This is a genomic window from Streptomyces sp. NPDC026538 (assembly GCF_055567535.1).
The window spans coordinates 96,445-123,346 of record NZ_JBVHQG010000012.1 but is presented as its reverse complement, the minus strand read 5'-3'; the positions used below and the strand labels follow the sequence as shown (position 1 = coordinate 123,346).

Genomic DNA, 26,902 nt, shown 5'->3' with positions numbered 1-26,902 from the left:
CACTTCAGGCCACGCCACTTCACACGGTTCGTCCGGCGCGAACGTCCGCGTCCGGTACATGTCCAGCGCCCCGGTCCGCCGCCTACACTCCGTTCATGCTGCGCGCCCTCGCCGTCGACGACGAACGCCCCTCGCTGGAGGAGCTCCTCTACCTGCTGAACGCCGATCCGCGCATCGGCAGCGTCGAGGGCGCCGGGGACGCCACCGAGGCGCTGCGCCGCATCACCCGCGCCCTGGAGTCCGGACCCCTGGGCCCCGAGGCCGTCGACGTCGTCTTCCTGGACGTCCAGATGCCCGGCCTGGACGGACTGGAGATGGCCCGGCTGCTCACCGGCTTCGCCCGGCCCCCGCTGGTCGTGTTCGTCACCGCCCACGAGGACTTCGCCGTAAGGGCCTTCGATCTCAAGGCGGTCGACTACGTCCTCAAGCCGGTACGCAAGGAGCGCCTGGCGGAGGCGGTACGACGGGTCGCCGAACTGCGCGGCACCGCACCGCACATACCCGTGCACGAACCCGACCCGGACCACCTGCCGGTCGAACTCGGCGGTGTCACACGGTTCGTGGCCGTCGAGGACATCACCCATGTGGAGGCCCAGGGCGACTACGCCCGCCTGCACACCGAGCGCGGCAGCCACCTCGTGCGCATCCCGCTCTCCACCCTGGAGGACCGCTGGCGTTCCCGCGGCTTCGTCCGCATCCACCGCCGCCACCTGGTCGCCCTCCGCCACATCGGCGAACTCCGCCTGGACGCGGGCACGGTGAGCGTCCTGGTCGGCGGCGAGGAACTCCAGGTCAGCCGACGCCACGCGCGCGAGCTGCGGGACCTGCTGATGAGGAGGGTCTGACGGTGCCCACCGACCCCGCCGAACGCCGGGTCACCGTCACCGGCCCGCCCCGCCGCAGCCGCCGTGGCTCCGGCTACTACCGGCCGCGCACCGAGATCGACGAGCAGACCACCCTCGGCCACACCTACGTCCGCTCCCTCATGCGCTCCCAACTCCGCGTCGCCATCGTCGTGTTCGCCGTGCTCGTGCTGCTCGTCGGCCCGCTCCCGCTGGTGTTCGCGGCCGCCCCGCAGGCCCGCCGCCTGGAGTGGCTGGTGCTCGGCTTCTGCCTGTACGCCCCGCTGATCCTGCTGGCCCGCTGGTACGTGCGCCGCGCCGAACGCAACGAGCAGGACTTCGTCCGACTCGTCGAGGACCGATGAACCCCCGTCGGGACGAGGTCGGATGAACTCCGGTTACGCCGTCCCGGCCGTCGCCCTCGTGGTCGTCGCGACCGTCCTGGTCGGCGCCTTCGGCCTGCGCATCTCCCGGACCACGTCCGACTTCTACGTCGCCTCGCGCACCGTGGGCCCGCGCCTCAACGCGGCCGCGATCAGCGGCGAGTACCTCTCCGCCGCCTCCTTCCTGGGCATCGCCGGACTGGTCCTGGTGCAGGGCCCGGACATGCTCTGGTACCCGGTCGGCTACACCGCCGGCTATCTGGTCCTGCTGCTCTTCGTCGCCGCTCCGCTGCGCCGGTCCGGCGCCTACACCCTGCCCGACTTCGCCGAGGCCCGGCTCGCCTCGCAGCCGGTACGACGGCTGGCCGGGGCGTTCGTCGTCGGCGTCGGCTGGCTCTACCTGCTGCCCCAGCTCCAGGGCGCCGGACTGACCTTGGCGGTGCTCACCGGCGCCCCGGACGCACTGGGCGGGCTGATCGTGGCCGTGGTCGTGGTGGCCACCGTCGCCGCCGGCGGCATGCGCAGCATCACCTTCGTACAGGCCTTCCAGTACTGGCTGAAACTCACCGCCCTGCTGGTCCCCGCCCTCTTCCTGATCCTCGCCTGGCAGGGCGCCGGCGCCCCCACCCACGCCTTCGACGAACCGGCTGCCTTCCGCGAGCAGCGCACCGTCGCCGTCCAGGACACCCTCGACCTCAGGCTGGACCGCCCCCTCACGGTCACCGTCACCGGTACCGTCGACGGCCGCCCGCACCAGGACGCCAGGGTCACCCTCCCCGAGGGAATCCACCGCATCACCGCCGGCACCCGTCTGACCTTCGCCAAGGGCACCCGGGTGCCCGCCACCGACCGGGGCACCAACGGCGGCATGTCCACCTCGCTCGCCGAGAGCCGCGAGGAACGCCCGCTGTACGCCACGTACGGGCTGATCCTCGCCACCTTCCTCGGCACCATGGGCCTGCCGCACGTCGTCGTCCGCTTCTACACCAGCCCGCACGGCGTCGCCGCCCGCCGCACCACGGTCGCCGTCCTCGCCCTGATCGGCCTCTTCTACCTGCTGCCGCCCGTCTACGGCGCCCTCGGCCGGCTCTACACCCCCGAACTCACCCTCACCGGCAACGCGGACGCGGCCGTCCTGCTGCTGCCCGACCGGGTCATCGGCGGCCTCGGCGGCGATCTCCTCGGCGCCCTGGTGGCGGGCGGCGCCTTCGCCGCGTTCCTCTCCACCGCCTCCGGACTGACCATGGCGGTCGCCGGCGTCCTCACCCAGGACGTCCTCCCGGCACGCGGGGTACGGCACTTCAGACTGGGGACCGTACTGGCCATGGCCGTACCGCTGGTCGCCAGCGTGCTCGTCGGCGGGCTGCCGGCCGCGGACGCCGTGGGGCTCGCCTTCGCGGTGTCCGCCTCCTCCTTCTGCCCGCTGCTGGTCCTCGGTATCTGGTGGCGCCGGCTGACCCCGCCCGGCGCGGCCGCCGGGATGCTGGTCGGGGGCGGCTCGGCGTTCTGCGCGGTGGCCGCGACGATGGCCGACTTCCCGGGCACCGGGAACCTGCACGCCCTGCTCGCCTGGCCCGCCCTCTGGTCGGTGCCGCTGGGCTTCCTCACCATGATCCTGGTGTCCCTGGCGACGCCGGGCCGGGTTCCGCCGGGCACGGCCGCGATCCTGGCCCGCTTCCACCTCCCCGAGGAGCTGCGCGCGGAGGTGAAGGCGTGACCGGATTCCTGGCCGGTCTCCTGGTGGCGGTACTCCCACTGCTGGCCGCCGGCTTCTGGCTGGGCCGCCGCACCGCACGCCCCGAGAGCCTCGGCGGTCTCGGCACCGCCGTCGAACACGCCACCTTCGAGACCCTGCACACCGCCTCCCTCGCCGCACCCCCGCTGCGCGCGGGCCTGACCGAGGAGACCGCCCGCCGGTCGGCCCGCCGGCTGCGCACCCTGCTCGGCACCGACGCCCTCTGCCTCACCGACCACGAGAACCTGCTGGTCTGGGACGGCGTCGGCGACCACCACCGCACCGAGATCATGGAGCGCCTCGCCGGACCCCTGGAGTCCGGCCGCGGCGAGGCCTTCCGCCTGCACTGCGAGCATCCCGACTGTCCGGTCCGCTGGGCGGTGGTCGCGCCGCTCACCGTCGACGACCGCGTCCACGGCACCCTAGTCGCCTGCGCCCCGCGCGAGTCCGCCGTCCTGGTCCGGGCGGCCGGCGAGGTCGCCCGCTGGGTGAGCGTCCAGCTGGAACTGGCCGACCTGGACCGCTCCCGCACCCGGCTCATCGAGGCCGAGATCCGTGCCCTGCGCGCCCAGATCTCCCCGCACTTCATCTTCAACTCGCTCGCGGTGATCGCCTCCTTCGTGCGCACCGATCCCGAGCGGGCCCGTGAACTCCTCCTGGAGTTCGCCGACTTCACCCGCTACTCGTTCCGCAGGCACGGTGACTTCACCACCCTCGCGGACGAGCTGCACGCCATCGACCACTACCTGGCGCTCGTCCGGGCCCGCTTCGGCGACCGCCTCACGGTCACCCTCCAGATAGCCCCGGAGGTGCTGCCGGTCACCCTGCCCTTCCTCTGCCTCCAGCCCCTGGTCGAGAACGCCGTGAAGCACGGCCTGGAGGGCAAGACCGGCACCTGTCACATCCAGATCACCGCGCAGGACGAGGGTGCCGAGGCCCTGGTCGTCATCGAGGACGACGGCACCGGCATGGACCCCGGCCTGCTGCGCCGCATCCTCGCCGGCGAGACCAGCCCGTCCGGTGGCATCGGGCTGTCCAACGTCGACGACCGGCTCCGCCAGGTCTACGGCGACGACCACGGCCTCGTCATCGAGACCGCCCCCGGCGCGGGCATGAAGATCACCGCCCGGCTGCCCAAGTACCAGCCCGGGGTGCACTAGCCGTCGGCGGTGTGCCGTGGTCGGCTGCGGCGCCGTTGTGGCTGTTCGCGCCCACGCGGCGGCACCCGCACATTCAATACAGCCCCGCGCCCCCTTTGGGGCGGTGTGCGCGGCCGGTGTGTCAGTTGCTCTGGGTGACCACCATCGCGAGGGTCAGCAGCCCCAGCACCACCCACCCGAACCAGAGCCAGCCGTTGCTGCCGAGTGCCACCGTGTAGGCCGTCACCACCACGAGTCCGCCTACGGTGAGGACCCCCATCGCCTTGGTGGAACCGTTCGTAGAACCGGGCATCGCGACACCCTCCTCATGGTCCGACTCCCTCCATGGTGCCCCCGTTCTGCCTCCGTACGGCGCACACGACGAAATGAGCCCCTGTCTTCCACATCCCCTCACCGGCCCAGGAGGCCGCCCGGTAGCCAAAAGGATCGAATCCGTACCGCCGGGGGAGAGGCGGCCGGCGGTGACCGGGCGGCCGCCCGGGCTCGCGCCCGTACGCGGCGCGTGTACCACGGGAGCCGGCGCGACGGTTCCCCGGACGGCTGCTGCCGACAGGAAGGCCCTTCAGCCCTTGCGTGCGTTCAGTGAGGCCAGATAGGCGTTGTACGCCTCGAGCTCCTTGTCGCCGTCCCGGTCCGCGGCCCGGTCCGTGCGCCGGGCCTGCCGCTGCTCGGAGCCGTACCACTGGAACAGCAGGGCGATCAGCACCAGCACGGAGGGGACTTCGCTGAACGCCCAGGCGATACCACCGGCCGCGGTCTGGTCGGAGAGCGCGTCGATGCCGAGCGAGGCGGGCGGGTTCTTGAACGTCTCGACCATCGGCTCCGACGCCATCATCAACGCGATACCGAAGAACGCGTGGAACGGCATGCCCGCGAACAGCTCCAGCATCCGCATCAGGTACCCCGGCCGGTGGGGTCCCGGATCGACACCGATGATCGGCCAGAAGAAGACGACACCGACGGCCAGGAAGTGCACCATCATCGCGACGTGCCCGGCCTTCGACCCCATCAGGAAGTCGAACAGCGGGGTGAAGTAGAGCGCGTAGAGGCTCGCGATGAACAGCGGGATCGTGAAGGCGGGATGGGTGATGATCCGCATGTACCGGCTGTGCAGCAGGGCCAGCAACAGCTCGCGGGGGCCCTTGCGGCCCTTCCCGGCGACGGGCAGCGCACGCAGCGCGAGCGTGACCGGGGCGCCCAGCAGGATGAAGATGGGCGACAGCATGCTGATGACCATGTGCTGCACCATGTGCACGCTGAACATGACCATCCCGTAGTCGTTCAGCCTGGTGCACATCACCAGCATGATGGTGAGGACACCGATGACGAACGACACCGTGCGTCCGACGGACCACGCGTCCCCGCGCCGCCGCAGCCGCACCACACCCCACCCGTACAGCGCGAGCCCCGCGACGCAGGCCACGAGAAAGAAGGGATCCGCCGACCACTCCAGCCCCCGCCCCAGCGTGAACGGCGGCAAGTCCATGGTCATGCCGTGCCCGCTGTGATCCATCCGGCGGCTCCTGATTCGTGGGGGGTTGTGCGGTTTCTTCGGTCCCCAGAGTAGAGCTGTCCCCGGGCGCCGCTGCGACCGGGGGCACTGGAGCGCCCCCTCAGGGGCGCGGGGAACTGCGCGAGCAACCACACACGACCCGCACTCGGCAACGGATCAGAACCTCCTGCGGCGGAGACCCCTTACAGCACGGTCTCCGCTTCCTCGTACCGCTCCGCGGGAACCGTCTTCAACGTCTCCACCGCCTCGGCGAGCGGCACCATCACGATGTCCGTGCCCCGCAACGCAGTCATGTGACCGAACTCCCCGCGATGCGCGGCCTCCACCGCATGCCACCCGAACCGCGTCGCCAGGACGCGGTCGTACGCCGTCGGCGTGCCACCCCGCTGCACATGCCCGAGGATGACCGGCCGCGCCTCCTTGCCGAGCCGCTGCTCCAGCTCGATGGAGAGCTGCCGGGCGATACCGGCGAACCGCTCGTGGCCGTAGATGTCCTTGCCGCCCTCGTCGAAGGCCATCGTGCCCGCCTTCGGCTTGGCCCCCTCCGCCGCGACGACGATCGCGAACCGCTTCCCGGCCTCGAACCGCTCGCCGACCCGCCGGGCCAACTCCTCGATGTCGAAGGGCCGTTCCGGTACGACGACGGCGTGGGCGCCGGCCGCCATGCCGGAGTGCAGGGCGATCCAGCCGGTGTGCCGGCCCATGACCTCGACGACGAGGACCCGCTGGTGGGACTCGGCGGTGGTCTTCAGCCGGTCGAGGGCCTCGGTGGCCACACCCACGGCCGTGTCGAAGCCGAAGGTGACGTCGGTGACAGCGATGTCGTTGTCGATGGTCTTCGGCACGCCGACGATCGGCAGGCCGGCGTCGGACATCAGCCGGGCCGCCTTCAGCGTGCCCTCACCGCCGATCGGGATGATCGCGTCGAGGCCGAGCTCGGCCACATGGCCCCTGGCCCGCTCCACGCCGTCCCGCAGGTGCGAGGGCTGGACCCGGGAGGAGCCGAGGATCGTGCCGCCACGGGCCAGGATGCCGGCCACGGCGTCGAGGTCGAGCTTGAGATAGTCGCATTCCAGGAGGCCCTTCCAGCCGTCCCGGAAGCCGATGACCTCGTCGCCGTGGTCGGCGACGGCACGGTGCACGACGGACCGGATGACGGCGTTCAGGCCGGGGCAGTCGCCGCCGGACGTGAGGACACCAATGCGCATAGCCCGAAACAACCTTCTCCACGTGGGCCGAAGACCGGACCACGCTGTCCGGCTGACATCGCCGTCACCCTACCGGCGGGAGGGGGTCTGGCCGTACCGGGCGTCCGCCTGCTGGACGCGCCCGCACATGTGAGCGGACACCCTGTCAGGCGGGCCCGGGATCGACCACTCCGGTCCGGTCAGGCGGGCTGCTGCGCCGACGCGATCCGCTCGCTGCGCAGGGCCTCGTACCACCGGTCGTCGATCGGCGGCAGCGCGTTCACGTCGAGTGCGAGCTTCAGCAGCAGGTCGGCGATGAGCGGGTTGCGGGCGAGGACCGGCCCGTGCATGTACGTGCCGAAGACGGTGTCGTTGTACGCGCCCTCCGTGCCGTCCCCGGTGCCGTTGCCCCGGCCCAGCTGGACGCGGGCGAGGGGACGGGCGGTGGGGCCGAGCTGGGTGACGCCCTGGTGGTTCTCGAACCCGGTGAGCTGGGGCAGTCCCAGGCGCGGGTCGATGTCGGCGAGGACGTCCCCGACGCACCGCTCCCCGGTACCGCGCACGGTCGTCACGTCGAGCAGGCCGAGGCCCGGCTCGCGCTGGCCCAGGTCGTTGATGAACTCGTGCCCGAGGATCTGGTAGCCGGCGCACACCGAGAACACGATCGCGCCGTTCTCCACGGCCCGGTACAGGTGCCCGTCGCGGCGCAGCCGCTCGGCGGCGAGCCGCTGCGGACGGTCCTCGCCGCCGCCGATCAGGTAGATGTCGCCGGAGGTCGGGATCGGCTGGTCGCTGCGCACGTCCAGCCGGGCCACGTCGAGACCGCGCTGCCGCGCCCGGCGCTCCACGACGAGCGCGTTGCCCTGGTCGCCGTAGGTGCTGAGCAGGTCCGGGTAGATCCACACCAGCCGCAGTTGGTTGTCGCTCATCAATGATCGTCCTTCGGGGTCAGTCAGTTGCCGACGCGGCGGCGCAGGTCCTGGAAGGCGGTGTAGTTCGCGATGACCTCGATCCGGCCGGGCGGGGCCGTCTGCACGGCCTGGTCGAGGGAGTCGCAGACCTGGAAGTGCTGGTTCGCGACCTCGAGACGCACCGCGAGGTCCAGCTTGCGGTCGCCGAGCACGAAGATCGGGTGGCCGGTGAGGCGGGTGTAGTCCACGTCCCACAGCCAGGAGGTGTCGGTGCCGTCCGCGCCGCGCGCGTTCACGGAGAGGATCACCGGGGTCGGCGGCGGGTCGATCAGCGAGAAGGTCTCCAGCCAGCCGGCCGGGTTCTTCGCCAGGAGCAGCCGCAGGTCGCGTCCCTGGAACTGCACGACGTCGTACCGTCCCGCGACGGCCTGCACCTGGTACATGCGCTCCAGGGCGACCTGCGGCGGCACCCCGAAGACGGCGGCGACGGCGGCCGAGGAGGCCGCGTTGGCCTTGTTGGCGCGTCCCGGCAGCTGGAGGTGGATCGGCCAGGCGGACCCGTGCGGGTCCAGGACGTGGTCCCCGGACAGCACCCAGCTGGGGGTCGGCCGCCGGAACCCGCACTCACCGCAGAACCAGTCGTCGCCCGGGCGCTGCATCACACCGCCGCAGGACGGGCAGGACCAGGCGTCGTCCTTCCACATCTGCCCGGCGGCGACCCAGATCACGTTGGGGGAGGAGGACGCGGCCCACACCACCAGCGGGTCGTCGCAGTTCGCCACGATGACGGCCTTGGAGCCGGCCAGGCCCTCCCGCCAGTTCTCGGCGAGCATCCGGGTCTCGGCGGCCCGGTCGAGCTGGTCGCGGGAGAGGTTGAGCAGCGCGATGCACTTAGGGTCGGTGTCCCGGGCCACCCCGGCGAGGTACTTCTCGTCGACCTCGATCACACCGAACTTGGCCTCGGAGCCGCCGGCCAGCGCCGAGGTGATACCGGCGGGCATGTTGGCGCCGAGCGCGTTGGAGACGACCGGGCCCGCGGCCTTGAGCGCCTCGGCGATCAGCCGGGTGGTCGTCGTCTTGCCGTTGGTCGCCGAGACGAGCGTGACGTCCAGGTTCTGGGCGAGCCGGGCGAGAAGGTCGGGGTCGAGTTTCAGTGCGACCCGGCCGCCGATCACGGATCCGCTGCCGCGTCCCGCGGCACGGGACGCCGCCGCGACCGCCTTGCCCGCGGTCACGGCGATCTTGGCCCGCGGCGTGAGCGGGTCCGAGTTGCCTGCCATCAGTTCTCGATCCTCCTTGACTACGCGCCGCGCATCAGCCATCCGGCAACGTGGTGTGCACCTCAGCCTATCGAGATCCATTCGCACACCCGAATTCCGGCCCTCGCCTGCGCGGCGGGCAGGGGCCGATTCGAACCGTACCCTTGCGGCCATGCGACAAGGTTCCATTCCGGGCGCCCATGGGCGGGTCCGGCCCCTCACCCTGCTCGGCGACCCCGTGCTGCACACCCGCTGCACGGAGGTCACCGACTTCGGTCTCGAACTCTCCCGTCTGGTGGAGGACTTGTTCGCGACGATGTACGCGTCGGAGGGCGTGGGCCTGGCGGCGAACCAGGTGGGGGAGCCGCTGCGGGTGTTCGTCTTCGACTGCCCCGACGACGAGGACGTACGGCATCTGGGCCATGTGGTGAACCCCCGCCTGGTGGCGGCGGACGGGGTGACGATCCGCGGGCCGGAGGGCTGCCTGTCCCTGCCGGGCCTGGAGGCGGGGACGGAGCGCTACGACCACGCGGTGGTGGAGGGGTTCACGGCGACGGGGGAGCCGATCACGATCCACGGAACGGGCTTCTTCGCGAGGTGCCTGCAGCATGAGACGGACCACCTGGAGGGCCGCGTGTACGCCGACCACGTCACCGGGTGGCGCCGTCGCAGGCTCATGCGGCAAGTGGCCAAGGCCTCATGGCGCCGGGAAGGAGACCTGCCTGTCTTCTAGGGGCGCGCCAAGCCCCCCGCACCCGCACCCGAAACCCAGCCCTCAGAACCCAGGACCGCCGATCTTGTCCCCTGCCGCGGCCAGCCGCCCCCACAGCAAATCAGCCAAACTCTTCACCAACTCTGCACGAGAACAGGGACGTTCCCCCAGCCACCAGTCCCCGGCCGCGTGCATCATCCCGACGATCCCGTGTCCCCACACCCGCGCCAGCTGCTGACTCCCGGGTCCGAGATCCAGTCGGTCCTCGATGACCTGCGCCAGCTCCTCACCCATCCGGCGCAATAGCGGAGCCGAGTGTTTCCCCACGTCGAACCCCTGGTCGGACCCTGTGCTGCCCTCCGCGGGATGCATCAGGAACCGGTACACCTGAGGCCGCGCCTCGATCGCCGCGAGATACGTGTCCAGCGTGGCCTCGACCCGCTCGCGTCGGTCCGCCGGCGCGTCCAGCGCCTCCCGCAGGGAGTTCAGCAACGCGTCCGTGTGCCGCTTGGCCAGGGCCGCGTAGAGGCCGCCCTTGTCGCCGAAGTGGCGGTAGAGGATCGGTTTGGTGATGCCGGCCTCCGCCGCGATCGCGTTCATCGAGGCCTGCGGGCCGTCGCGCAGCACCACCCGGTCGGCGGCCTCCAACAGCTCTCGCCGTCGGCGGTCGGCGGACCGCTGCTGTTCGGTCCGCTGCGTGGTGTCCATGTGCTCTCCCCACCCCGTGCTGTTTCGGTGACGCCTGCGCAAACTAACACCTGACAGCCGACCCATCTCGAACTGGCTGCCGATGTGACCTTGGGAGTTGACTTTTCCTACCGACGAGTAACAGACTCGGGTTACCGCTAGTAACACATTATGCGCTGCCGCTGGAGGGGTCATGGCCGAGTTCACCATGGAACTCAACGACGAACAGAAGGAGGTCCGGGACTGGCTGCACGGCTTCGCCGCCGACGTCATCCGCCCCGCGGCCGCCGAATGGGACGAGCGTGAGGAGACTCCCTGGCCGGTCATCCAGGAGGCCGCGAAGGTCGGTATCTACTCCCTCGATTTCTACGCCCAGCAGTACTTCGACGCCACCGGTCTCGGCATACCGATGGCCATGGAGGAGCTGTTCTGGGGCGACGCGGGCATCGCCCTCTCCATCGTGGGCACGGGTCTGGCCGCCGTCGGCGTCCTCGCCAACGGCACCGAGGAGCAGATCGGCACCTGGATACCCCAGATGTACGGCGACCCCAACGACGTCAAGGTGGCCGCCTTCTGCTCCTCCGAGCCCGACGCCGGCTCCGACGTGGCCTCCATGCGCACCCGGGCCGTGTACGACGAGGCCAAGGACGAGTGGGTGATCAACGGCACGAAGACCTGGGCGACCAACGGCGGCATCGCCAACGTCCATGTCGTCGTCGCGGTCGTCGACCCGGAGCTCGGTTCCAAGGGCCACGCGTCCTTCATCATCCCGCCGGGGACGCCCGGGCTGGCCCAGGGCCAGAAGTTCAAGAAGCACGGGATCCGTGCCTCGCACACCGCCGAGGTCGTCCTGGACGGCGTCCGGGTGCCGGGCTCCTGCCTGCTCGGCGGCAAGGAGAAGCTGGACGAGCGCCTCGCCCGTGCCCGGGAGCGAGCCAGGACGGGCGGCGAGCGGGTCAAGAACGCGGCGATGGCGACGTTCGAGGCGAGCCGCCCCGCGGTGGGGGCCATGGCGGTGGGTACCGCGCGGGCCGCCTACGAGGTCGCCCTCGACTACGCCAAGACCCGTGAGCAGTTCGGGCGGCCGATCATCGACAACCAGGGCGTGGCCTTCCAGCTCGCGGACATGCGTACGTCGATCGACGCGGCCCGGCTGCTGGTGTGGCGTGCGTCATGGATGGCGGTGAACGGGAAGCCGTTCACCGCCGCCGAGGGCTCGATGTCGAAGTTGTTCGCCAGCGAGACCGCGAAGAAGGTCACCGCCCAGGCGATCCAGATCCTGGGAGGCAACGGGTACACGCGGGAGTATCCGGTGGAGCGGATGCACCGCGATGCGGCGATCTACACGATCTTCGAGGGTACGAGTGAGGTGCAGCGGTTGGTGATCGCCCGGACCTTGTCGGGGATGCCGATCCGGTAGCGCCGTGGGGGTGCGGGTGCGTTGCGGGCCCACGCCGCGTCGTGGTTGCTCGCGCAGTTCCCCGCGCCCCTAGGTGGATCTCCTCACCGGTGTTTCAGAGGCGTGAGTTGCTCGATGTCGTAGCGCTTGCGGAGTTGCCCGATCGCCTCGAGGTCCGGAGGACCGTCGCTGCCCAGGATCTCCAGCAGTTCCTCGAAGTAGCGCTCGTGGTCGGGTGGCGGGGACGCCTGGAAGAACATCCGCGCCGGGGCGTCCGTCGGGTTGGCGAAGGCGTGCGGGCAGCCGGGGGGTACGGCGATCAGCGTGCCCGGGGTCGCCCGCACCACCTTCGTGCCCGAAGTCGACTCCCACTTCTGCCAGTTGTCGGGAGTGCGGATGCGGGGCTCGAAGGCGAGAACGTCCAGCTCGCCTTCGAGGACGTAGAACAACTCCTCGCTCCGGGTGTGCACATGGGCGCCCACGTCGAAGCCCGGCGGGACCTCCACCTCGAAGGTGGAAGCCATCCGCGAGTGCGTGCCCGTCACCTTGAAGGTGACGCGCTGGGCCGGCGACTGGACCACGCGCCCGTGTCCCGGTGGTACGAGGAGTCCCTCGGTCGTGGTCATGGGCCACTCACCAGGTCACCGGAAGTGCCTCGGGTCCCCGGATCAACGCGCCCTTTCTGAAGGGAACCTGGTCCGGAGGTACGGCGAGCCGCAGTCCGGGGAGCCGGTCGACCAGGGCGTCGACCAGGAGTTCCTCCTCCAGCCTGCCGAGCTGGCCGCCGGGGCAGTAGTGCGGGCCGAACCCGAAGGACACATGCGGGTTGGGACTGCGGGTGAAGTCGATCGTCTCGGGGTGCGGGAAGACGTCCGGGTCGCGGTTGGCGGCCAGGTAGGAGACGTAGATCGCGTCTCCCGCCTGGATCCGCACGCCCTTGATCTCCACGTCCTCCAGGGCGATCCGGGACAGCCCGACCGCGCTGCGGTGCGGGATGTAGCGCAGCAGCTCGTCGAGCGCCCGGGGGCGGATCTCCGGCTCGGTGCGCAGCCGGTCAAGGAGGTCGGGCCGGGTGAGAAGCAGATAGAACATCTGCCCGCTGTTGTTGGTGACCGCCTCGCCGCCGATCTGGAGGAGGACGGCGAGACCGACGGCCTCCTCCAGCGTGACCTCGCCGCGGCCCACGGCCGCGCCCAGCAGGGAGGCCACGTCCTCGCCCGCACTGCCGTCGCGCAGGGCGATGAGGTCGCCGAAGTAGGCGCCCATCTCGCGCTTGGCCTTCTCGCTGACCTCCTTGCCGTGGCTGGAGGACAGGATCAGCTGGGTCCAGATGTGCATGGTGTGCCGGTCGGCGGCCGGGACGCCCATCACCTCACAGATCACCGCGATGGGGAAGGGGCTCAGGACCGTCGCCGTGAGATCGGCGGGCGGGCCGTCCTGGATCAGCTCGTCGACGAGCTGATCCAGCATGCGGCGGGCCTTCACCCGGACCCGCTCCACGCCCTTGGAGGTGAGCGCGGCGGCCACCGAGCGGCGCAGCCGCGTGTGGTCGGGCGGGTCCAGGAAGCCGACCGCGCCACGGTCCGGGATGAAGTGCGGGGCGAGCCGGGTGACCGGCTGGTCCATCACCGCCTCGCGGCTGAACCGGGGGTCGTTGGCCACCATCCGTACGTCGTCGTACCGGGTGACCAGCCAGGCCCAGCCCTCGCCGTTGGGCAGCTGGATCCGGGTGACCGGACCCTCCCGCATCAGCTCCGCCAGGGTGGGGTCGAAGTCCACCCCCGCCAGGTCCGGCACCTCCCAGTGCCGGACCGGGCAGGCGGCCACGCCCGGGGCCGCACCGGCGGCCTCGTCGGCGGAGTCGAGTGGTTCGGTGAGCGTCATCTCGGTCAGGCCGCCTCTTCGTCCGAACGCCGCCAGCGACCCAGCGACATTTCCGCGGTGATGCCGGGACCGAAGCCGGCCAGCAGGCCGCGCGCCTGGTGCTCGGCACCGCCCTCGTCGAACATCCGGCGCAGTGCGTCCAGGACGACGGCGCTGGCGATGTTGCCGTACTCGGTGAGCGTGGCCCGGCTGAACCGGAACGCGTGCGGCTCGACCTGGAGGAACTTGCTCAGGTCGTCCAGGATTCGCGGCCCGCCCGCGTGGACTATGTAGAAGTCCAGGTCGGACGCGTTCCAGCCGTGCAGTCCCGCGAGGTCCTGGAGGGCCGGTGCGAGCGGCTCCATGGTCGCCGGGACCCGTTTGTCCAGCAGGAAGTGGAACCCGGTGGCCCGGACGTCGTACATGATCCACTCTTCGGTCTTGGGGATCAGGTACGAACCGTTGCGTTCGAGCTCGACGCCGGTGCCGCCCTTGCCGCGGACCACGGCGGCGGCTATGCCGTCACCGAAGAGGCCGTTGGAGAGCAGCGAGCCGACGCCGAGGTCGGTCGGCTGGTAGCACAGCGAGCAGAACTCGCAGGCCACGATGAGCGCGTTGGCGTCCGGGTACGCCGAGCAGAAGTCGTGCGCCCGGTTGATCGCCGCTCCGCCGGCCGCGCAGCCGAGCTGCGCGATGGGGATCTGGCGGGTGGTGGAGTCGAAGTCCATCTCGTTGATCAGCCACGCCGTGAGCGAGGGCATCATGAAGCCCGTGCACGAGACGTAGATGATCACGTCGATGTCGCTGGTGAGCAGCTCGGCGTCGTCGAGCGCTCGCTGGATGACTGCGGGGACCCGGGCCTTGGCCTCGAGTTCGTAGAGCTTGTTGCGCTCCTCGAAGCCGGGGTGCTTCAGGGTTTCCTCGATCGGCTGCACGATGTGCCGGGTGCGAACGCCCGTGTTCTCGATCAGTCTCAGCGCCAACGGCAGCTGCGGGTGGTTCTCGTGGTGGGAGCGCGCCAGTTCCAGCGTCTCCTCCATCGTGATCACGTACTCCGGGACCGACACTGAGGGTTTGCACAAAGTCGCCATGAACCGTGCCTGCTTTCAGCCTTCCGGCGGGTTTGGGCCCGACCGGTCAGAGAGGTGGTTCACCTCAGGAGGTGGTCCCCTCACGATCACCCGTGAGGGCGATGATCTCTCGCCGGACTACTCCGAACCGGTGACCCCGTGTCAGGGTCGGATCAGCGCAGAGGTATCCGGACGAGGAGGACGCGATGCCCGGCACGGCCGCGGAAATGCTGAAAACGACCAGGTCAGAGCTTGCCCCGGACCCGAGGGTCAATCCATTGGTCCCCCTCGTCGCCAGCGGCCGGGCGAGCCTGGAGACACTCGCCGCACTTGCCCTGGAACAACACCACGTGATTCCCGCCGACCAGCGCGCGTTCGTGCATCTGGCGCAGCGCGCCGCCGAGGAGCCGGTGGCCGCCGGGTTCTTCACCATGCTGGCCGAGGGCGAGGAACTGGCGGCAGAGCGGCTGGGCGCGTTCACCGCGGCGTGCGAAGTGGATGAGCGGCGCAGGCAAGCCTACGAGCCCCTACCGGGCTGCCAGGCGTACCCGGCGTACATCTCCTGGCTCGCCCTCAACGCGACCCCGACGGACGCCGTCCTGGCCATCACGGCCAACTTCGCCACCTGGGGCACGTACTGCGCCCGCATCGCCGAGGGGCTCCGCGCCCACTACGGCTTCACGGACCAGGCCTGCGCGTTCTTCGACTTCTTCGCGACACCGGCTCCGGCCCTGGACCAACAGGCGGAGGCGGCGGTGGAGGCGGGAGTGAACACCGGCCGACTGGATGAGAAGCGGGTGTATGTGTACGGGCGACTACTCCAGGCGTATGAGCAGATGTTCTGGACGTCGCTCAGCTGAATGCTTTTACGGGCGCGGGGCCGTATCGATGTGCGGCTACCGCCGCGTGGGCGCGACAAGCCACACTCGACCCCCACTCGCCAACTCAGCTGTTCTGCCCACTGCTGTGGGCGATGCAAGCCACGTCGATCCGGTCGGCAAGCTTGGCCAGCTCAATGGTCAGCGCGGCCACCGTGTCCTCGTCCAGCCCGCTCTCCCCGGCCTCCACCAGCCGGACCCACCGCCCGCCCATGGTCCGCAACAACTTACTCACGTCGGCGGCGGTCACCTGCAGGGTCCCGCGGTCGTCGACGATCAGAGGCAGAGTCACTTCCCGGTTCACACCCGGATCGTAGCCGCGCAACCCTCACGCACCCTGCCAAACGGTGGTGATGTTGCAGAACTCCCGGATTCCGTGCCCGGACAGCTCACGCCCGTACCCGGACCGCTTCACTCCCCCGAACGGAAACGCCGGGTGGGAGGCGGTCATGCCGTTGACGAACACGCCACCGGCCTCCAGATCCCGTACGAACCGGTCCACCTCGGCCTCGTCCCGCGTCCACACGTTCGAACTCAGTCCGAAGGGCGAGTCGTTCGCGATGAGGATCGCCTCGTCCAGGTCCGCGGCCCGGTAGAGCGTGGCCACCGGACCGAACGCCTCCTCGCGGTGGATGCGCATGTCGCGGTGGATCCCGGCGAGCACGGTGGGCGGGTAGAACCAGCCGGGCCCCTCCGGCCGCTGCCCGCCGCACAGCACCCGCGCACCCGACCGCTTCGCGTCGTCGACGAGTTCCTCCAGGTCGGCCCGCCCCTGTTCGCTCGACAGCGGCCCGACGTCCGTGCCCTCGTCCATCGGGTCGCCCGTCCGCAGCGCCTGCATGCCCGCCACGAACCGCTCGGCGAAGGCGTCGTACACATCGGCGTGCACGATGAACCGCTTCGCGGCGATGCACGACTGCCCGTTGTTCTGCACCCGCGCGGTCACCGCGATCCGTGCGGCGCGGTCGATGTCCGCCGAAGGCATCACCACGTAGGGGTCGCTGCCGCCCAGTTCCAGTACCGTCTTCTTGATCATCTCGCCGGCGGTGGCGGCGACCGCGCGGCCCGCGGGCTCGCTGCCGGTGAGCGTCGCGGCCCGCACCCGCTCGTCGCGCAGGATGTCGTCGACCGCGCCGGAGCCGATCAGCAGGGTCTGGAAACAGCCCGCCGGGAAGCCGGCCCGGTGGAAGAGGTCCTCCAGATACAGGGCGGTCTGCGGCACGTTCGACGCGTGCTTGAGCAGGCCCACATTGCCCGCCATCAGCGCCGGCGCGGCGAACCGGGTCACCTGCCAGAGCGGGAAGTTCCACGGCATCACGGCCAGCACCGGCCCGATGGGGCGGTAGCGCACCCGTACCCGGGACGCGCCCGAGTCCTTCACGTCCGTCTCCGCCGGCTCCTCGTCGGCCAGCAGCTCCTCCGCGTGGTCGGCGTACCAGCGCATCGCCTTCGCGCACTTCGCGGCCTCCGCGCGGGCCTGCGCCAGCGGCTTGCCCATCTCGGTGGTCATGGTGCGCGCGATGTCGTCCTGGTCCGCGTCCAGCAGGTCGGCGGCCCGGTGCAGCAGCCGGGCCCGCTCGGCGAAGGCACTCGCGCGGTAGGTGCGGAACGTCGCCTCCGCCAGTTCGAGCCGGCGTTCGAGTTCGTCCTCGTCCATGGCCTCGAACGATTCGAGCGTCTCGCCGGTCGCCGGGTTCACCGTCGCGATGGGCATGGCTGACCTCCCTGGGAGCGGGTTTGCTTCGACCTTCGCGCGCGGCCCGGTGGACCGCAACGCGTGCGCAGCTGTTCAGTCCGTGTGCTCCGCCAGCCGGTCGAGAAAAGCCGCCTGCGCCTTGACGATCACCTCGCGGGCCCGGTCCGGTCCGAGCCAGGCCACCCGGTCCAGCTCGGGGAACTCCTGGACCCGGCCCGAGCGTGGCGGCCACTCCATCGTGAAGGTCCCGGGGTCCAGGGTGGCCGGGTCCAGGTCCGCCTCGATCGCCCACACCGTAACGATCTTGCCGTTGCTCTGCCGGACCTCCCCGAGGGCGATCGCCTCGCCGTCCGGCGGAGCGAGGCCCAGCTCCTCCCGGAACTCACGACGGGCCGCCTCCCAGGCGGTCTCGCCGGGCTCGTACTCGCCCTTGGGGACGCTCCACGCGCCCGCGTCCTTCTTCGCGAAGTAGGGGCCGCCCATATGGCCGAGTAATACCTCAAGGCCCTGGTCGGTGTGCCGGAACAACAGCAGTCCGGCACTTCGCTTCGGCTCCGTCAACGCCGTACCTCCGGGTGGGCGGCCAGCAGGGTCTCCACCGTATCGGCCTCCTGCGGCCGCTTGTCCTCGCGGTAGCGGATGACCCGGGCGAACCGCAGGGTGACCCCGGCGGGGTAGCGGGAGGACCTCTGCAGGCCGTCGTAGGCGATCTCGACGACGAGTTCGGGGCGTACGGTCACCACCCAGCCGTTGTCCGAGACCTCCAGTTCCTTCAGCCGGGCGGTCTGCCACTCCAGCATCGCGTCGGTCATGCCCTTGAAGGTCTTGCCGAGCATGGCGAAGCCGCCGTCCGGGGTGCGGGCCCCGAGGTGGAGGTTGGAGAGTCTGCCGGTGCGCCGGCCGTGCCCCCACTCGGCGGCCAGGACGACCAGGTCGAGGGTGTGCACCGGCTTGACCTTCAGCCAGGAGGCGCCGCGCCGGCCCGCGCTGTAGGGGGCGTCCAGGGCCTTGACGACCACGCCCTCGTGGCCGCGTTCCAGGGTCGCGGCCAGGAACTCCTCGGCGGCCGCGGTCTCCCCGGGCCCGGACACCAGCGTCCGGCGCACCCGCATCGGCTCGGGGACCAGCCGGGCCAGCTCCGTGTGCCGTTCGGCGAAGGGGAGGTCGAGGAGGTCGCGGTCGCCGACCGAGAGCGCGTCGAAGAAGACGGGGGAGACCGGCACCTCGCGAGCGGCCTTCGCCACGTCCGTCCGGGAGCCGACCCGGCCCGCCGTCTCCTGGAAGGAGCGGGGGTGGCCGTCGGCGTCGAAGGAGATCACCTCGCCGTCCAGGACGAACCGATCGCCGCTCAGCTCTGCTGCCGCGGACGTCACCTCGGGCAGCCGGTCGGTGATGTCGTCGAGGGTACGGGTGAAGACCCGCACGGCGTCGCCGTCCCGGTGGACCTGGACCCGGATGCCGTCGAGTTTCTCCTCGACCACACAGGCGCCCAGCTTGCCGACCGCCTCGGCGACCGAGGAGGCGGTGTGCGCCAGCATGGGCAGCACCGGGCGGCCGACGGTGAGCCGGAAGCGGGCGAGGGCCGGCGGGCCGTCCGCGAGCAGGGCCTCGGCCACCGTCTGGAGGGACCCGGCGAGCATCACCGCCCGGCGCACGTCGGCCGCGTCGGCGCCGGTCGCCTGCGCGAGTCCCTCCACGGCCACCGCGTCCAGGGCGCCCTGCCGTACCTCGCCGGTGATCAGCCCCAGCAGGAAGCGCTGCTCGTCGGCGGTCGCCGCCCCCATCAACTCGCCCACGATCCGGGCGCGTTCGGCCTGCGAACCGGGCCCGGCGACCTTGCCCAGCTCGGTCAGCCGGGTATCGACCTCACGGACGGTGAGGGACGGCTCGGCGGCGGGCGGGACCGGCCGGCTCAGCACCTTCCAGCCGACGCCGAGGCGGCCCTGCGGGAGACGGCCCGCCAGATAGGGGATGACGACCGGTACGTCGTCGGGGGCCGTCTCCCGGAAGAGGTCGGCGAGCAGTGCGGTCTTGCGGGACCGGGCCGCGGTGGCGGCGACCTCCCGGGACACTTCGGCGAGCCGGGTCAGCAGCATGCAGCCATGGTGCAACGGCCGGCTCCGGACTACACCCGCACGGCGGCATCCAGGTCCGCGAAGAGCAACTCGCCGTTGATCGCCGCGCCGGCGCGGTAATGGTGGCCACCTCCGTCGGCGACGGTCGCGCACCCGCGTCCGGATTGACAAACCTCTTTGCCGAAACTGCAATACGTCCATGACTACGGACGACGTTCTCGCGGGAGTGGGCCCCCGGCTGCGCAAGCTCCGCAAGGAGCGGGAGGTCACTCTCGCCGCCCTCTCCGAGACCACCGGCATCTCGGTCAGCACCCTCTCCCGGCTGGAGGCGGGGCTGCGCAAGCCCAGCCTGGAGCTGCTGCTGCCGATCGCACAGGCCCACCAGGTGCCCCTGGACGAACTGGTCGGCGCCCCGCCGGTCGGGGATCCCCGGGTGCGGGCCAAGCCGATGGAGCGGTACGGCCGCACCTTCTGGCCGCTGACCCGGCAGCCCGGCGGCCTGCAGGCCTTCAAGGTGGTCGAACCGAAGCGGAAACTCGATCCCGAGCCGCGTACCCATGAGGGCTACGAGTGGTTGTACGTGCTGTCCGGGAAGCTGCGGCTGGTGCTCGGCGAGCACGACGTCGTCCTGGCGGCGGGGGAGGCGGCCGAGTTCGACACCCGGGTGCCGCACTGGTTCGGGTCGACGGGGGAGGGGCCGGTGGAGTTCCTCAGCCTGTTCGGGCCGCAGGGGGAGCGGATGCATGTGCGAGCACGGCCGAGAAGTACGGCGTGACGCGTCCGGCGAACCGCCGGCTGTTCCCTCATCGGCAAGCGACCGCTTAGTATGCGATGGACCCCGACGAAGCAGTCTGTGGAGGCCCCGCATGCAGGCATGGCAAGTGCACGAGAACGGCGAGCCGAGCGAGGTGATGCGGCTCGAGGAGGTGGAGCGGCCCACGCCCGGCGACGGTCAGGTCCTGCTCAAGGTGCGTGCCGCCAACATCAACTTCCCCGACGTGCTGATGTGCCGGGGCCACTACCAGGTGCGCCCGCCGCTGCCGTTCACGCCCGGCGTGGAGATCTGCGGTGAGACCGAGGACGGGCGCCGGGTGATCGCCAACCCCGTGCTGCCGTACGGCGGCTTCGCCGAGTACGCGGTCGCGGACGCCGCCGCCCTGCTGCCCGCGCCGGACGCGCTGGACGACGCCGAGACCGCCGCCCTGCACATCGGCTACCAGACGGGCTGGTTCGGACTGCACCGCCGGGCCGGGCTCCAGGCCGGCGAGACACTGCTGGTGCACGCCGCCGCCGGCGGGGTGGGCAGCGCGGCCGTACAGCTCGGCAAGGCGGCCGGGGCCACGGTGATCGGTGTGGTGGGCGGTGCCGACAAGGCGGCCGTGGCCCGCGAACTCGGCTGTGACGTCGTCGTCGACAGGCGCGCCGATGACGTGGTCGCCGCCGTGAAGGAGGCCACCGGCGGCCGGGGCGCCGACGTGGTCTACGACCCGGTCGGCGGTGAGGCGTACACCCAGTCGACCAAGGTCGTCGCCTTCGAGGGCCGGATCGTGGTCGTGGGCTTCGCCAGCGGCACCATCCCGAGCCCGGCGCTCAACCACGCCCTGGTGAAGAACTACTCCATCCTGGGCCTGCACTGGGGCCTGTACGCCACCAAGAACCCCAGGCTGATCCTGCACTGCCACCAGCAGCTCACCGAGTTGGCCGCCAAGGGTGCCATCAAGCCGCTGGTCAGCGAGCGGGTCCCGCTGTCCGAGGCCGCGGCGGCCGTGCAGCGCGTCGGTGACGGCGTCACCACCGGCCGGGTCACCGTCGTACCGACGGGAGCCGGGGAATGACCGACACCGCCGAACTCCAGCGCCGTACAGCCGAGTTGCTGGCCGCGCACCCGCCCGCCACGACGGACCGGCTCGACTTCCTCAAGGCCCGCTTCGACGCGGGACTCGCCTGGGTGCACTTCCCGGAGGGTCTCGGCGGCCTCGGCGCCCCGCGCTCCCTCCAGGTCGTCGTGGACGCCGAACTGGAGGCCGCCGGCGCCCCCGACAACGACTCGCGCCGCAACGGCATCGGACTCGGCATGGCCGCGCCGACCATCCTCAAGTACGGCACCGAGGAGCAGAAGCAGCGCTACCTTCGACCGCTGTGGATCGGCGAGGAGGTCTGGTGCCAGCTGTTCAGCGAGCCCGGCGCCGGCTCCGACCTGGCCGCGCTCGGCACCCGCGCCGTCCGTGAGGGCGACCAGTGGATCGTCAACGGGCAGAAGGTGTGGACGTCCGGCGCGCACAACGCCCGCTGGGCCATCCTGATCGCCCGCACCGACCCGAACGTGCCCAAGCACGCCGGCATCACCTACTTCATCTGCGACATGACCGACCCGGGCGTGGACGTCCGGCCGCTGCGGCAGATCACCGGTGAGGCCGAGTTCAACGAGGTCTTCCTCACCGACGTCCGCATCCCGGACTCCCGCCGCCTCGGCGAGACCGGTGACGGCTGGCGGGTCGCGCAGACCACGCTGAACAACGAGCGCGTCGCCATCGGCGGTATGCGGCTGCCCCGCGAGGGCGGCATGATCGGCCCGGTCGCGAAGACCTGGCGCGAACGCCCCGAGCTGCGCACCCACGACCTGCACCAGCGGCTGCTGAAGCTGTGGGTCGAGACCGAGGTCGCCCGGCTCACCGCCGAGCGGCTGCGCCAGCAGCTCGTCGCCGGACAGCCCGGCCCCGAGGGCGCCGGCATGAAACTCGCCTTCGCCCGCCTCAACCAGGAGATCAGCGGCCTGGAGGTGGAACTGCGCGGCGAGGAAGGCCTGTTGTACGACGACTGGACCCTGCGCCGGCCCGAACTGGTGGACTTCGTCGGCCGGGACGCCGGCTACCGCTACCTCCGCGCCAAGGGCAACAGCATCGAGGGCGGGACCAGCGAGGTCCTGCTGAACATCGTCGCCGAGCGCGTGCTGGGCCTGCCGGCCGAGCCGCGCACCGACAAGGACGTCGCGTGGAAGGACCTCGCCCGATGAGCACACAGCCCGACCTGCTGTACTCGGAGGAGGAAGAGGCGCTGCGGGCCGCGGTGCGGGACCTGCTGGCCGACCACTGCGACGCGCCCGGCGTCATCGCGCGCACCGAGTCGGACGCCCCGCACGACCTGGCGGCCTGGAAGGCCCTCACCGAGGGCATGGGCCTCGCCGGGCTGCTGGTGCCGGAGAAGCAGGGCGGTCAAGGCGCCTCGCACCGCGAAGTCGCCGTCGTTCTGGAGGAGTTGGGGCGGGCCGTGGCGCCCCTGCCGTATCTGAGCAGTGCGGTGGTGGCCACGGAAGCGCTGCTCGCCTGCGGCGACGAGGAACTGCTCGGGAAGCTGGCGTCCGGGCGGACGATCGGTGCGCTGGCCGTGGGGCTGCATGTCGCTCCGGGGGCCGACTTCAAGGCCGTACGCGTGGAACAGGGCCGGCTGCACGGTGAGCTGACCGGGGTCGCGGACGCGGCCGCCGCGGATGTGCTGCTGGTGCCGGGGGAGGACGGGGGGCTGTACGCCGTCGAGGCGGCGGCTGTCACCGTCACCCCGCAGGTGTCCTTCGACCTGACCCGGCCGCTCGCCACGGTCACCCTCGACGGGGCCGTCGGACGCCGGGTGGGCGACGCCGAGCCCGCCGTCCGGCGGGCCCTGCGGGCCGGGGCCGGGCTGCTGGCCTCCGAGCAGTTCGGTCTCGCCGAGTGGGCGCTGACCGAGACCGTGCGGTACCTCAAGGAGCGCAAGCAGTTCAACCGGCCGGTGGGCGGGTTCCAGGCGATCAAGCACCGGCTCGCGCAGCTGTGGCTGGAGGTCGTGAACCTTCGGGCTGCCGCGCGAGGGGCCGCCGATGCGCTGGCCTCCGGTGAGGATGCCGACGTGCTGGTGGCCGTTGCGCAGGCCTATGCGGGGCCGGTGGCGGTGCGTGCGGCCGAGGAGGCGCTGCAGTTGCATGCGGGGATCGGGATGACCTGGGAACATCCGATTCACCTGTGTCTGAAGCGGGCCAAGGCGGATTCGATCGCCTTCGGTACGGCGGGGGTGCATCGAGAAGCCTTGGCTGAACTGGTCGATCTTCAGGCGCCGTGAATTTCGGTCGTCGACCGCGGGCGTGCGGGGGCTGGTCGCGCAGTTCCCCGCGCCCCTTGCGGGGCGCCTGAAGTGAACCAGGGACGGCAGTCCAGCCAACTCCCCGCACGGACAGGACAATTGGGCTCTGTTTGAACGCATACTCCCTTCGGCCCCTCATGGCCCTACAAGGGAGGCAGAGCATGGCCCTCACCACCCGTCGCAGAGCCCTCACCACCCTCGGCGCCGCCCTCGCGGGCGCCGCCGCGCTGCCCGGCGCGCAGGCCTGGGCGGGCGGCGGTCACCGCGGCCCGCGTCCGCTGTGGCGTGCCCACGCCCACAACGACTACGAGCACACCCACCCCCTCTTCGACGCCCTCGACCACCGCTTCGGCAGTGTCGAGGCCGACATCTTCCTCGTCGGTGACCAGCTCCTCATCGGCCACACCGAGGACGACCTCGACCCGAGCCGCACCCTGGAGTCCCTCTACCTCGAACCGCTGGCCCGGATCGTGAAGGCCAACCACGGTTTCGTGTACCGGGGTTGGCGGCAGCCGCTGCAGCTGCTCATCGACATCAAGACCGAGGGATCGTCCACGTACCTCGAACTCGACCGGCATCTGCGGCGCTACCGACACCTGTTCACGACGTACGCCCACGGCCGTGTCACCCCCGGCGCCGTCACCAACCTCATCTCCGGTGACCGCGCCGCGCGTACGCCGATGGAGGCACAGGCCGTGCGCCGGGCCTTCTACGACGGCCGGCTCACCGACCTCGGCACCTCGGCGGCCGCCTCCTTCGTCCCGCTGATCAGCGACAACTGGCAGCTCAACTTCGGCTGGCTCGGGGAGGGCGCGTTCCCGGAGGCCGAGCGGCAGAAGCTGCGCGCCATCATCGGCCAGGCGCACGACCGCGGCCAGACGGTGCGCTTCTGGAACACCCCCGACGTGGCCGGGTCCGCCCGCGACGCGCTGTGGAGCGAACTGCTCGCCGCCGACGTCGACTACTTCAACACCGACGACCTGGTCGGCCTGGAGGCCTTCCTGGACACCCACCGGACGTCGTAACACCACCCGATCGGGGGACGTGTCGACGGCACGGGCCTACCCTCCGCTACGCCACACTTGCGGCCGAACGCCCCGGAACGGGCGTGGCGGAGGAGGTTCGCGATGGCCGTTTCCATCTCTGTGGTGCTGCTGCTTCTGCTGCTGGCCGTGATCTTCATGCGCCAGGGCTCCCTGAAGATCTCGCACGCCCTGGTCTGCATGCTGTTCGGGTTCTTTCTGGCCAGCACCAGCATGGCGCCCACCATCAGCAGCGGGCTCACCGCGACCGCCGACCTGGTGAGCAGTCTGCGGCCCTGAGCCGGACGCTCAGGGCCGCAGACGGAGCAGCTCGGTCGGTGGCTCGCGGTCAGGGTGTCGAGAAGACCCCGATCCCGTTCGCCACGGGGCGTGCCGGGCTCTCGGTCGGGTGGTTGAGCACGCTCACCGTGCGGTCGCCCGGGGAGCGGGCCACCAGCGTCGTGGAGCCGCCGCCGTCCAGGCTGAACGCGTCGGCCGCACCCAACCCCCGCATCTCTTCGGCCACTTCGGCGATGGTCATGCCGCTGCGGTAGGCCACCGCGCCGTCCAGCGCGAGCAGCAGGAGCTTGCGTCCGCCGCTCGTGTAGCCGGCGGCGGTGCGTACCGCCGTGGTGGTGTCGTCGAGTCCGGCCAGCGGTTCACCGTTGCGCAGCACCGGGTAGCCGCCGACCGCGAAGCGGTAGGGGACCTTGGAGGCGGATGCCACCATCTGCCTGCGCACCGTGACCCGTTCGCCCTTGGTGAGCTCGCGCAGCTTGTCCGCGCCGGCCTCCCGGCCCAGCAGGACCGTCGTACCCGCCGCGATGGCACCGCTGCCCGGGCTGTCGGCGGTGGCGACGACCCTGCCGCCGCGGATCCGCACCTCGTAGGTGTCCGTGCTGCAGCCGGCCGCCCGGTTGGTGTCCGAGCCGCAGGTGGCGCGCTTGCGGGAGGCCGAGCCCCAGGCGGCGGTGTAGGCGCCGACGGAGTCCTGCGCCAGCGCGTACTGGTTGAGCCCGCGCAGCGCGAGGTTCCCGTCGGGGGTGCGGACGGTGCCGGCGAGCGTCAGCCGGTCCAGCCGGGCCCGGCGGTCCACTCCGACGCCGAGCACGTCGGTGGTGTCGGTGCCGGGGGGAAGCGACGGGCCGAACCGCTGGGCCGTCGGTACCGCCGCCTTGAGCAGCCGGCCGTGGGCGATCGCCGGGCCGACGCTCGCGCCGGTCGCCTCGACGCCCGGGTGCTGGGTCTCGGTGATGTTGAAGAAGTCGCCGTTCACGCCCGCGACCGCGCCCGCCGTGTCCGCCATCGTGGACACCGGCGACCGGGCGGCCACCGCGCCCGGGTCGAGGAGGTCCACCCGGACGTGCGGATCGGTCAGGTCGACGGTCAGCAGATGGGCGTGGACCGTCCCCTTGGCCGCCGGCACGTCGAACTGCCGGTAGGTGACGCCGGACGCGATCCGTCCGGTGTCCGACACGGCGCCGGCCGGTGCCGCCCCCGCGAGGGCCGCACCGGCCAGCACGCCGGACGTCGTGAGAAGGGTGAACAGAGTTCGGGTCGTTGCTGCGTATCGTCTCTGACGATGCGTCACCGCACCCCCTGATGTCTCGTCAAGTACCTCAGGACTCAGGGAAGTGCAGCAGACGGGAGTGACCGGCGGGGCTGCTAGACGTCGACTACGCGAGAACGGGTGAGAAAACGCACCCCCTCGGGTGCCTCCAGCGAGAATCCGCTCCCCCGTCCGGGGACCACGTCCACGATCAGCCGGGTGTGGCTCCACACCTCGTACTGGCTCCGGGACATCCAGAAGGTGACCGGCTCCTCGACGCCGTCCACCGCCAGTTCGGCCAGCAGCACGTCGGAGCCGCCGGTGCGGAACTCGCCGTCGGGGTAGCACATCGGCGCACTGCCGTCGCAGCAGCCGCCGGACTGGTGGAACATCAGCGGGCCGTGCGCGGCGCGGAGCCGGCGCACCAGCTCGGCGGCGCGCGGGGTCAGCTCGACACGCGGAGGCGCTGTCCGGTCGTCCATGGTCACCCTCCTGGGGCCGGGGTGTCGGATTCCCCCAGTCTCACCTCTCGTCACCGACCGGTCCAGAAGCGGTCGTTGACCACTCGGTGCCCAGCGCCGTCGCCGTACGGACACGGGCCGCCCAGCCCGCCGGGAGCAGCGCGCCGAAGACCGCGATCACGCCTACGAGACGGGACTGGTCACGCCGGGCGGCCGGTAGGCGCCCTGCCCCACAGCGACGTGGACTCCGCCTGCCGGAGTGCCAAGGCTCCGTCTCCCTATGTAGACGTAGTCTCTGTACGCAGGCATCATTCATGGACATGGATGCGGCGCCCGGGTCACAGCGGAACCGGCTCGCCTCCACTCATGGCCGTCGGCGTGGCCGTG

28 protein-coding genes are annotated in these 26,902 nt (G+C 71.1%); 13 read left to right on the top strand and 15 right to left on the bottom strand.

The window, feature by feature from the left end; all coding sequences use genetic code 11:
- The first annotated feature begins 95 nt into the window (after positions 1-95).
- The 4 genes from ACZ4N4_RS37305 to ACZ4N4_RS37290 are packed head-to-tail and all read left to right on the top strand — an operon-like array spanning position 96 to position 4,120.
- A complete protein-coding gene (locus ACZ4N4_RS37305; RefSeq protein WP_467597274.1) occupies positions 96-845 on the top strand; it encodes a LytR/AlgR family response regulator transcription factor in 750 nt (249 codons plus the stop codon).
- A gap of 2 nt (positions 846-847) precedes the next feature.
- Positions 848-1,207, top strand: a complete 360-nt coding sequence (locus tag ACZ4N4_RS37300; protein WP_467597271.1) for a hypothetical protein — start codon at positions 848-850, stop codon at positions 1,205-1,207.
- Between the two features lie 22 nt (positions 1,208-1,229).
- Positions 1,230-2,942 (top strand): sodium/solute symporter, encoded by a 1,713-nt coding sequence (locus tag ACZ4N4_RS37295; RefSeq protein WP_467597268.1) that lies wholly within the window; start codon positions 1,230-1,232, stop codon positions 2,940-2,942.
- Positions 2,939-4,120: a sensor histidine kinase gene (locus tag ACZ4N4_RS37290; RefSeq protein ID WP_453563732.1), complete on the top strand. Its 1,182-nt coding sequence runs from the start codon at positions 2,939-2,941 to the stop codon at positions 4,118-4,120. The genes ACZ4N4_RS37295 and ACZ4N4_RS37290 overlap by 4 nt, the downstream gene beginning before the upstream one ends.
- Positions 4,121-4,241: 121 nt before the next feature.
- On the opposite strand, the gene ACZ4N4_RS37285 is transcribed toward ACZ4N4_RS37290, so the two are convergent.
- The 5 genes from ACZ4N4_RS37285 to ACZ4N4_RS37265 all read right to left on the bottom strand — a co-directional run bounded on the left by ACZ4N4_RS37285 (position 4,242) and on the right by ACZ4N4_RS37265 (position 9,011).
- Complete coding sequence (locus ACZ4N4_RS37285) at positions 4,242-4,412, bottom strand: hypothetical protein (RefSeq protein WP_351698366.1); 171 nt, start codon at positions 4,410-4,412, stop codon at positions 4,242-4,244.
- Positions 4,413-4,682: 270 nt separating this feature from the next.
- Complete coding sequence (locus ACZ4N4_RS37280) at positions 4,683-5,633, bottom strand: cytochrome c oxidase assembly protein (RefSeq protein WP_467597264.1); 951 nt, start codon at positions 5,631-5,633, stop codon at positions 4,683-4,685.
- 182 nt (positions 5,634-5,815) lie between these two features.
- Positions 5,816-6,841, bottom strand: coding sequence for a 6-phosphofructokinase (locus ACZ4N4_RS37275; protein ID WP_453563737.1), 1,026 nt, complete (start codon positions 6,839-6,841; stop codon positions 5,816-5,818).
- A gap of 179 nt (positions 6,842-7,020) precedes the next feature.
- Positions 7,021-7,749: a type 1 glutamine amidotransferase gene (locus ACZ4N4_RS37270; RefSeq protein WP_365805204.1), complete on the bottom strand. Its 729-nt coding sequence runs from the start codon at positions 7,747-7,749 to the stop codon at positions 7,021-7,023.
- Positions 7,750-7,772: 23 nt separating this feature from the next.
- Entirely contained in the window at positions 7,773-9,011 is a 1,239-nt protein-coding gene (locus ACZ4N4_RS37265; RefSeq protein ID WP_453563740.1) for a MurT ligase domain-containing protein, read from the bottom strand.
- A gap of 151 nt (positions 9,012-9,162) precedes the next feature.
- Between ACZ4N4_RS37265 and def the strand changes: the two genes are divergently transcribed.
- Positions 9,163-9,723: a peptide deformylase gene (gene def, locus ACZ4N4_RS37260; RefSeq protein WP_467597260.1), complete on the top strand. Its 561-nt coding sequence runs from the start codon at positions 9,163-9,165 to the stop codon at positions 9,721-9,723.
- Positions 9,724-9,765: 42 nt separating this feature from the next.
- Here def and ACZ4N4_RS37255 read toward each other — a convergent pair whose 3' ends face one another.
- Positions 9,766-10,410, bottom strand: a complete 645-nt coding sequence (locus tag ACZ4N4_RS37255; protein WP_360496386.1) for a TetR/AcrR family transcriptional regulator — start codon at positions 10,408-10,410, stop codon at positions 9,766-9,768.
- 172 nt (positions 10,411-10,582) lie between these two features.
- Between ACZ4N4_RS37255 and ACZ4N4_RS37250 the strand changes: the two genes are divergently transcribed.
- Positions 10,583-11,809 (top strand): acyl-CoA dehydrogenase family protein, encoded by a 1,227-nt coding sequence (locus ACZ4N4_RS37250; protein ID WP_450763584.1) that lies wholly within the window; start codon positions 10,583-10,585, stop codon positions 11,807-11,809.
- Between the two features lie 83 nt (positions 11,810-11,892).
- Here the strand turns inward: ACZ4N4_RS37250 and ACZ4N4_RS37245 are convergent, their stop codons facing one another.
- Genes ACZ4N4_RS37245 through ACZ4N4_RS37235 form a run of 3 tightly spaced genes read right to left on the bottom strand, consistent with a single transcriptional unit; the run spans position 11,893 to position 14,742 of the window.
- Positions 11,893-12,414, bottom strand: coding sequence for a cupin domain-containing protein (locus tag ACZ4N4_RS37245; RefSeq protein WP_453563749.1), 522 nt, complete (start codon positions 12,412-12,414; stop codon positions 11,893-11,895).
- A gap of 7 nt (positions 12,415-12,421) precedes the next feature.
- The gene (locus tag ACZ4N4_RS37240; protein ID WP_467597637.1) at positions 12,422-13,681 is read right to left on the bottom strand and encodes a cytochrome P450; all 1,260 of its coding nucleotides are present in this window, start codon (positions 13,679-13,681) and stop codon (positions 12,422-12,424) included.
- Positions 13,678-14,742, bottom strand: a complete 1,065-nt coding sequence (locus tag ACZ4N4_RS37235) for a type III polyketide synthase (RefSeq protein WP_467597255.1) — start codon at positions 14,740-14,742, stop codon at positions 13,678-13,680. The genes ACZ4N4_RS37240 and ACZ4N4_RS37235 overlap by 4 nt, the downstream gene beginning before the upstream one ends.
- Before the next feature lie 257 nt (positions 14,743-14,999).
- Here ACZ4N4_RS37235 and ACZ4N4_RS37230 point away from each other — a divergent pair, with 257 nt between their 5' ends.
- Entirely contained in the window at positions 15,000-15,581 is a 582-nt protein-coding gene (locus ACZ4N4_RS37230; RefSeq protein WP_467597252.1) for a thiaminase II/PqqC family protein, read from the top strand.
- An 85-nt stretch (positions 15,582-15,666) separates the two neighbouring features.
- Here the strand turns inward: ACZ4N4_RS37230 and ACZ4N4_RS37225 are convergent, their stop codons facing one another.
- From ACZ4N4_RS37225 to ACZ4N4_RS37210, 4 genes are all read right to left on the bottom strand, one after another.
- Complete coding sequence (locus ACZ4N4_RS37225) at positions 15,667-15,903, bottom strand: DUF6213 family protein (RefSeq protein ID WP_450763592.1); 237 nt, start codon at positions 15,901-15,903, stop codon at positions 15,667-15,669.
- A gap of 24 nt (positions 15,904-15,927) precedes the next feature.
- The gene (locus ACZ4N4_RS37220) at positions 15,928-17,313 is read right to left on the bottom strand and encodes an NADP-dependent succinic semialdehyde dehydrogenase (RefSeq protein ID WP_453563756.1); all 1,386 of its coding nucleotides are present in this window, start codon (positions 17,311-17,313) and stop codon (positions 15,928-15,930) included.
- A gap of 75 nt (positions 17,314-17,388) precedes the next feature.
- Entirely contained in the window at positions 17,389-17,856 is a 468-nt protein-coding gene (locus ACZ4N4_RS37215) for an NUDIX hydrolase (protein ID WP_453563758.1), read from the bottom strand.
- Positions 17,853-19,391 (bottom strand): ATP-dependent DNA ligase, encoded by a 1,539-nt coding sequence (locus tag ACZ4N4_RS37210; protein ID WP_467597248.1) that lies wholly within the window; start codon positions 19,389-19,391, stop codon positions 17,853-17,855. Before ACZ4N4_RS37210 ends, ACZ4N4_RS37215 begins: the two co-directional genes overlap by 4 nt.
- A 178-nt stretch (positions 19,392-19,569) precedes the next feature.
- Here ACZ4N4_RS37210 and ACZ4N4_RS37205 point away from each other — a divergent pair, with 178 nt between their 5' ends.
- The 6 genes from ACZ4N4_RS37205 (at position 19,570) to ACZ4N4_RS37180 (ending at position 24,805) form a co-directional block, all read left to right on the top strand.
- A complete protein-coding gene (locus ACZ4N4_RS37205) occupies positions 19,570-20,145 on the top strand; it encodes a helix-turn-helix domain-containing protein (protein ID WP_351698402.1) in 576 nt (191 codons plus the stop codon).
- 91 nt (positions 20,146-20,236) lie between these two features.
- The gene (locus tag ACZ4N4_RS37200) at positions 20,237-21,205 is read left to right on the top strand and encodes an NADPH:quinone oxidoreductase family protein (protein WP_467597245.1); all 969 of its coding nucleotides are present in this window, start codon (positions 20,237-20,239) and stop codon (positions 21,203-21,205) included.
- Entirely contained in the window at positions 21,202-22,383 is a 1,182-nt protein-coding gene (locus ACZ4N4_RS37195; protein WP_467597242.1) for an acyl-CoA dehydrogenase family protein, read from the top strand. Before ACZ4N4_RS37200 ends, ACZ4N4_RS37195 begins: the two co-directional genes overlap by 4 nt.
- Positions 22,380-23,462, top strand: coding sequence for an acyl-CoA dehydrogenase family protein (locus tag ACZ4N4_RS37190; protein WP_467597239.1), 1,083 nt, complete (start codon positions 22,380-22,382; stop codon positions 23,460-23,462). Before ACZ4N4_RS37195 ends, ACZ4N4_RS37190 begins: the two co-directional genes overlap by 4 nt.
- 182 nt (positions 23,463-23,644) lie before the next feature.
- Positions 23,645-24,508 carry a phosphatidylinositol-specific phospholipase C/glycerophosphodiester phosphodiesterase family protein gene (locus ACZ4N4_RS37185; RefSeq protein WP_467597236.1) on the top strand — a complete coding sequence of 288 codons (864 nt, stop codon included), beginning with the start codon at positions 23,645-23,647 and terminating at the stop codon, positions 24,506-24,508.
- Positions 24,509-24,610: 102 nt separating this feature from the next.
- Positions 24,611-24,805: a hypothetical protein gene (locus tag ACZ4N4_RS37180; RefSeq protein WP_453383611.1), complete on the top strand. Its 195-nt coding sequence runs from the start codon at positions 24,611-24,613 to the stop codon at positions 24,803-24,805.
- Positions 24,806-24,854: 49 nt separating this feature from the next.
- On the opposite strand, the gene ACZ4N4_RS37175 is transcribed toward ACZ4N4_RS37180, so the two are convergent.
- Both ACZ4N4_RS37175 and ACZ4N4_RS37170 read right to left on the bottom strand, forming a co-directional pair.
- Positions 24,855-26,027 (bottom strand): phosphodiester glycosidase family protein, encoded by a 1,173-nt coding sequence (locus tag ACZ4N4_RS37175; protein ID WP_467597233.1) that lies wholly within the window; start codon positions 26,025-26,027, stop codon positions 24,855-24,857.
- Positions 26,028-26,170: 143 nt separating this feature from the next.
- Positions 26,171-26,536 carry a DUF779 domain-containing protein gene (locus ACZ4N4_RS37170; RefSeq protein WP_467597231.1) on the bottom strand — a complete coding sequence of 122 codons (366 nt, stop codon included), beginning with the start codon at positions 26,534-26,536 and terminating at the stop codon, positions 26,171-26,173.
- Positions 26,537-26,902: the final 366 nt, after the last annotated feature.

Coding starts and splice junctions, on each gene's coding strand:
- ACZ4N4_RS37305 (WP_467597274.1), top strand. CDS start 96: ATGCTGCGCGCCCTCGCCGTCGACGACGAACGCCCCTCGCTGGAGGAG.
- ACZ4N4_RS37295 (WP_467597268.1), top strand. CDS start 1,230: ATGAACTCCGGTTACGCCGTCCCGGCCGTCGCCCTCGTGGTCGTCGCG.
- ACZ4N4_RS37285 (WP_351698366.1), bottom strand. CDS start 4,412: ATGCCCGGTTCTACGAACGGTTCCACCAAGGCGATGGGGGTCCTCACC.
- ACZ4N4_RS37280 (WP_467597264.1), bottom strand. CDS start 5,633: ATGGATCACAGCGGGCACGGCATGACCATGGACTTGCCGCCGTTCACG.
- ACZ4N4_RS37275 (WP_453563737.1), bottom strand. CDS start 6,841: ATGCGCATTGGTGTCCTCACGTCCGGCGGCGACTGCCCCGGCCTGAAC.
- ACZ4N4_RS37270 (WP_365805204.1), bottom strand. CDS start 7,749: ATGAGCGACAACCAACTGCGGCTGGTGTGGATCTACCCGGACCTGCTC.
- ACZ4N4_RS37265 (WP_453563740.1), bottom strand. CDS start 9,011: ATGGCAGGCAACTCGGACCCGCTCACGCCGCGGGCCAAGATCGCCGTG.
- def (WP_467597260.1), top strand. CDS start 9,163: ATGCGACAAGGTTCCATTCCGGGCGCCCATGGGCGGGTCCGGCCCCTC.
- ACZ4N4_RS37255 (WP_360496386.1), bottom strand. CDS start 10,410: ATGGACACCACGCAGCGGACCGAACAGCAGCGGTCCGCCGACCGCCGA.
- ACZ4N4_RS37250 (WP_450763584.1), top strand. CDS start 10,583: ATGGCCGAGTTCACCATGGAACTCAACGACGAACAGAAGGAGGTCCGG.
- ACZ4N4_RS37245 (WP_453563749.1), bottom strand. CDS start 12,414: ATGACCACGACCGAGGGACTCCTCGTACCACCGGGACACGGGCGCGTG.
- ACZ4N4_RS37235 (WP_467597255.1), bottom strand. CDS start 14,742: ATGGCGACTTTGTGCAAACCCTCAGTGTCGGTCCCGGAGTACGTGATC.
- ACZ4N4_RS37220 (WP_453563756.1), bottom strand. CDS start 17,313: ATGCCCATCGCGACGGTGAACCCGGCGACCGGCGAGACGCTCGAATCG.
- ACZ4N4_RS37210 (WP_467597248.1), bottom strand. CDS start 19,391: ATGCTGCTGACCCGGCTCGCCGAAGTGTCCCGGGAGGTCGCCGCCACC.
- ACZ4N4_RS37205 (WP_351698402.1), top strand. CDS start 19,570: ATGACTACGGACGACGTTCTCGCGGGAGTGGGCCCCCGGCTGCGCAAG.
- ACZ4N4_RS37200 (WP_467597245.1), top strand. CDS start 20,237: ATGCAGGCATGGCAAGTGCACGAGAACGGCGAGCCGAGCGAGGTGATG.
- ACZ4N4_RS37195 (WP_467597242.1), top strand. CDS start 21,202: ATGACCGACACCGCCGAACTCCAGCGCCGTACAGCCGAGTTGCTGGCC.
- ACZ4N4_RS37190 (WP_467597239.1), top strand. CDS start 22,380: ATGAGCACACAGCCCGACCTGCTGTACTCGGAGGAGGAAGAGGCGCTG.
- ACZ4N4_RS37185 (WP_467597236.1), top strand. CDS start 23,645: ATGGCCCTCACCACCCGTCGCAGAGCCCTCACCACCCTCGGCGCCGCC.
- ACZ4N4_RS37180 (WP_453383611.1), top strand. CDS start 24,611: ATGGCCGTTTCCATCTCTGTGGTGCTGCTGCTTCTGCTGCTGGCCGTG.
- ACZ4N4_RS37170 (WP_467597231.1), bottom strand. CDS start 26,536: ATGGACGACCGGACAGCGCCTCCGCGTGTCGAGCTGACCCCGCGCGCC.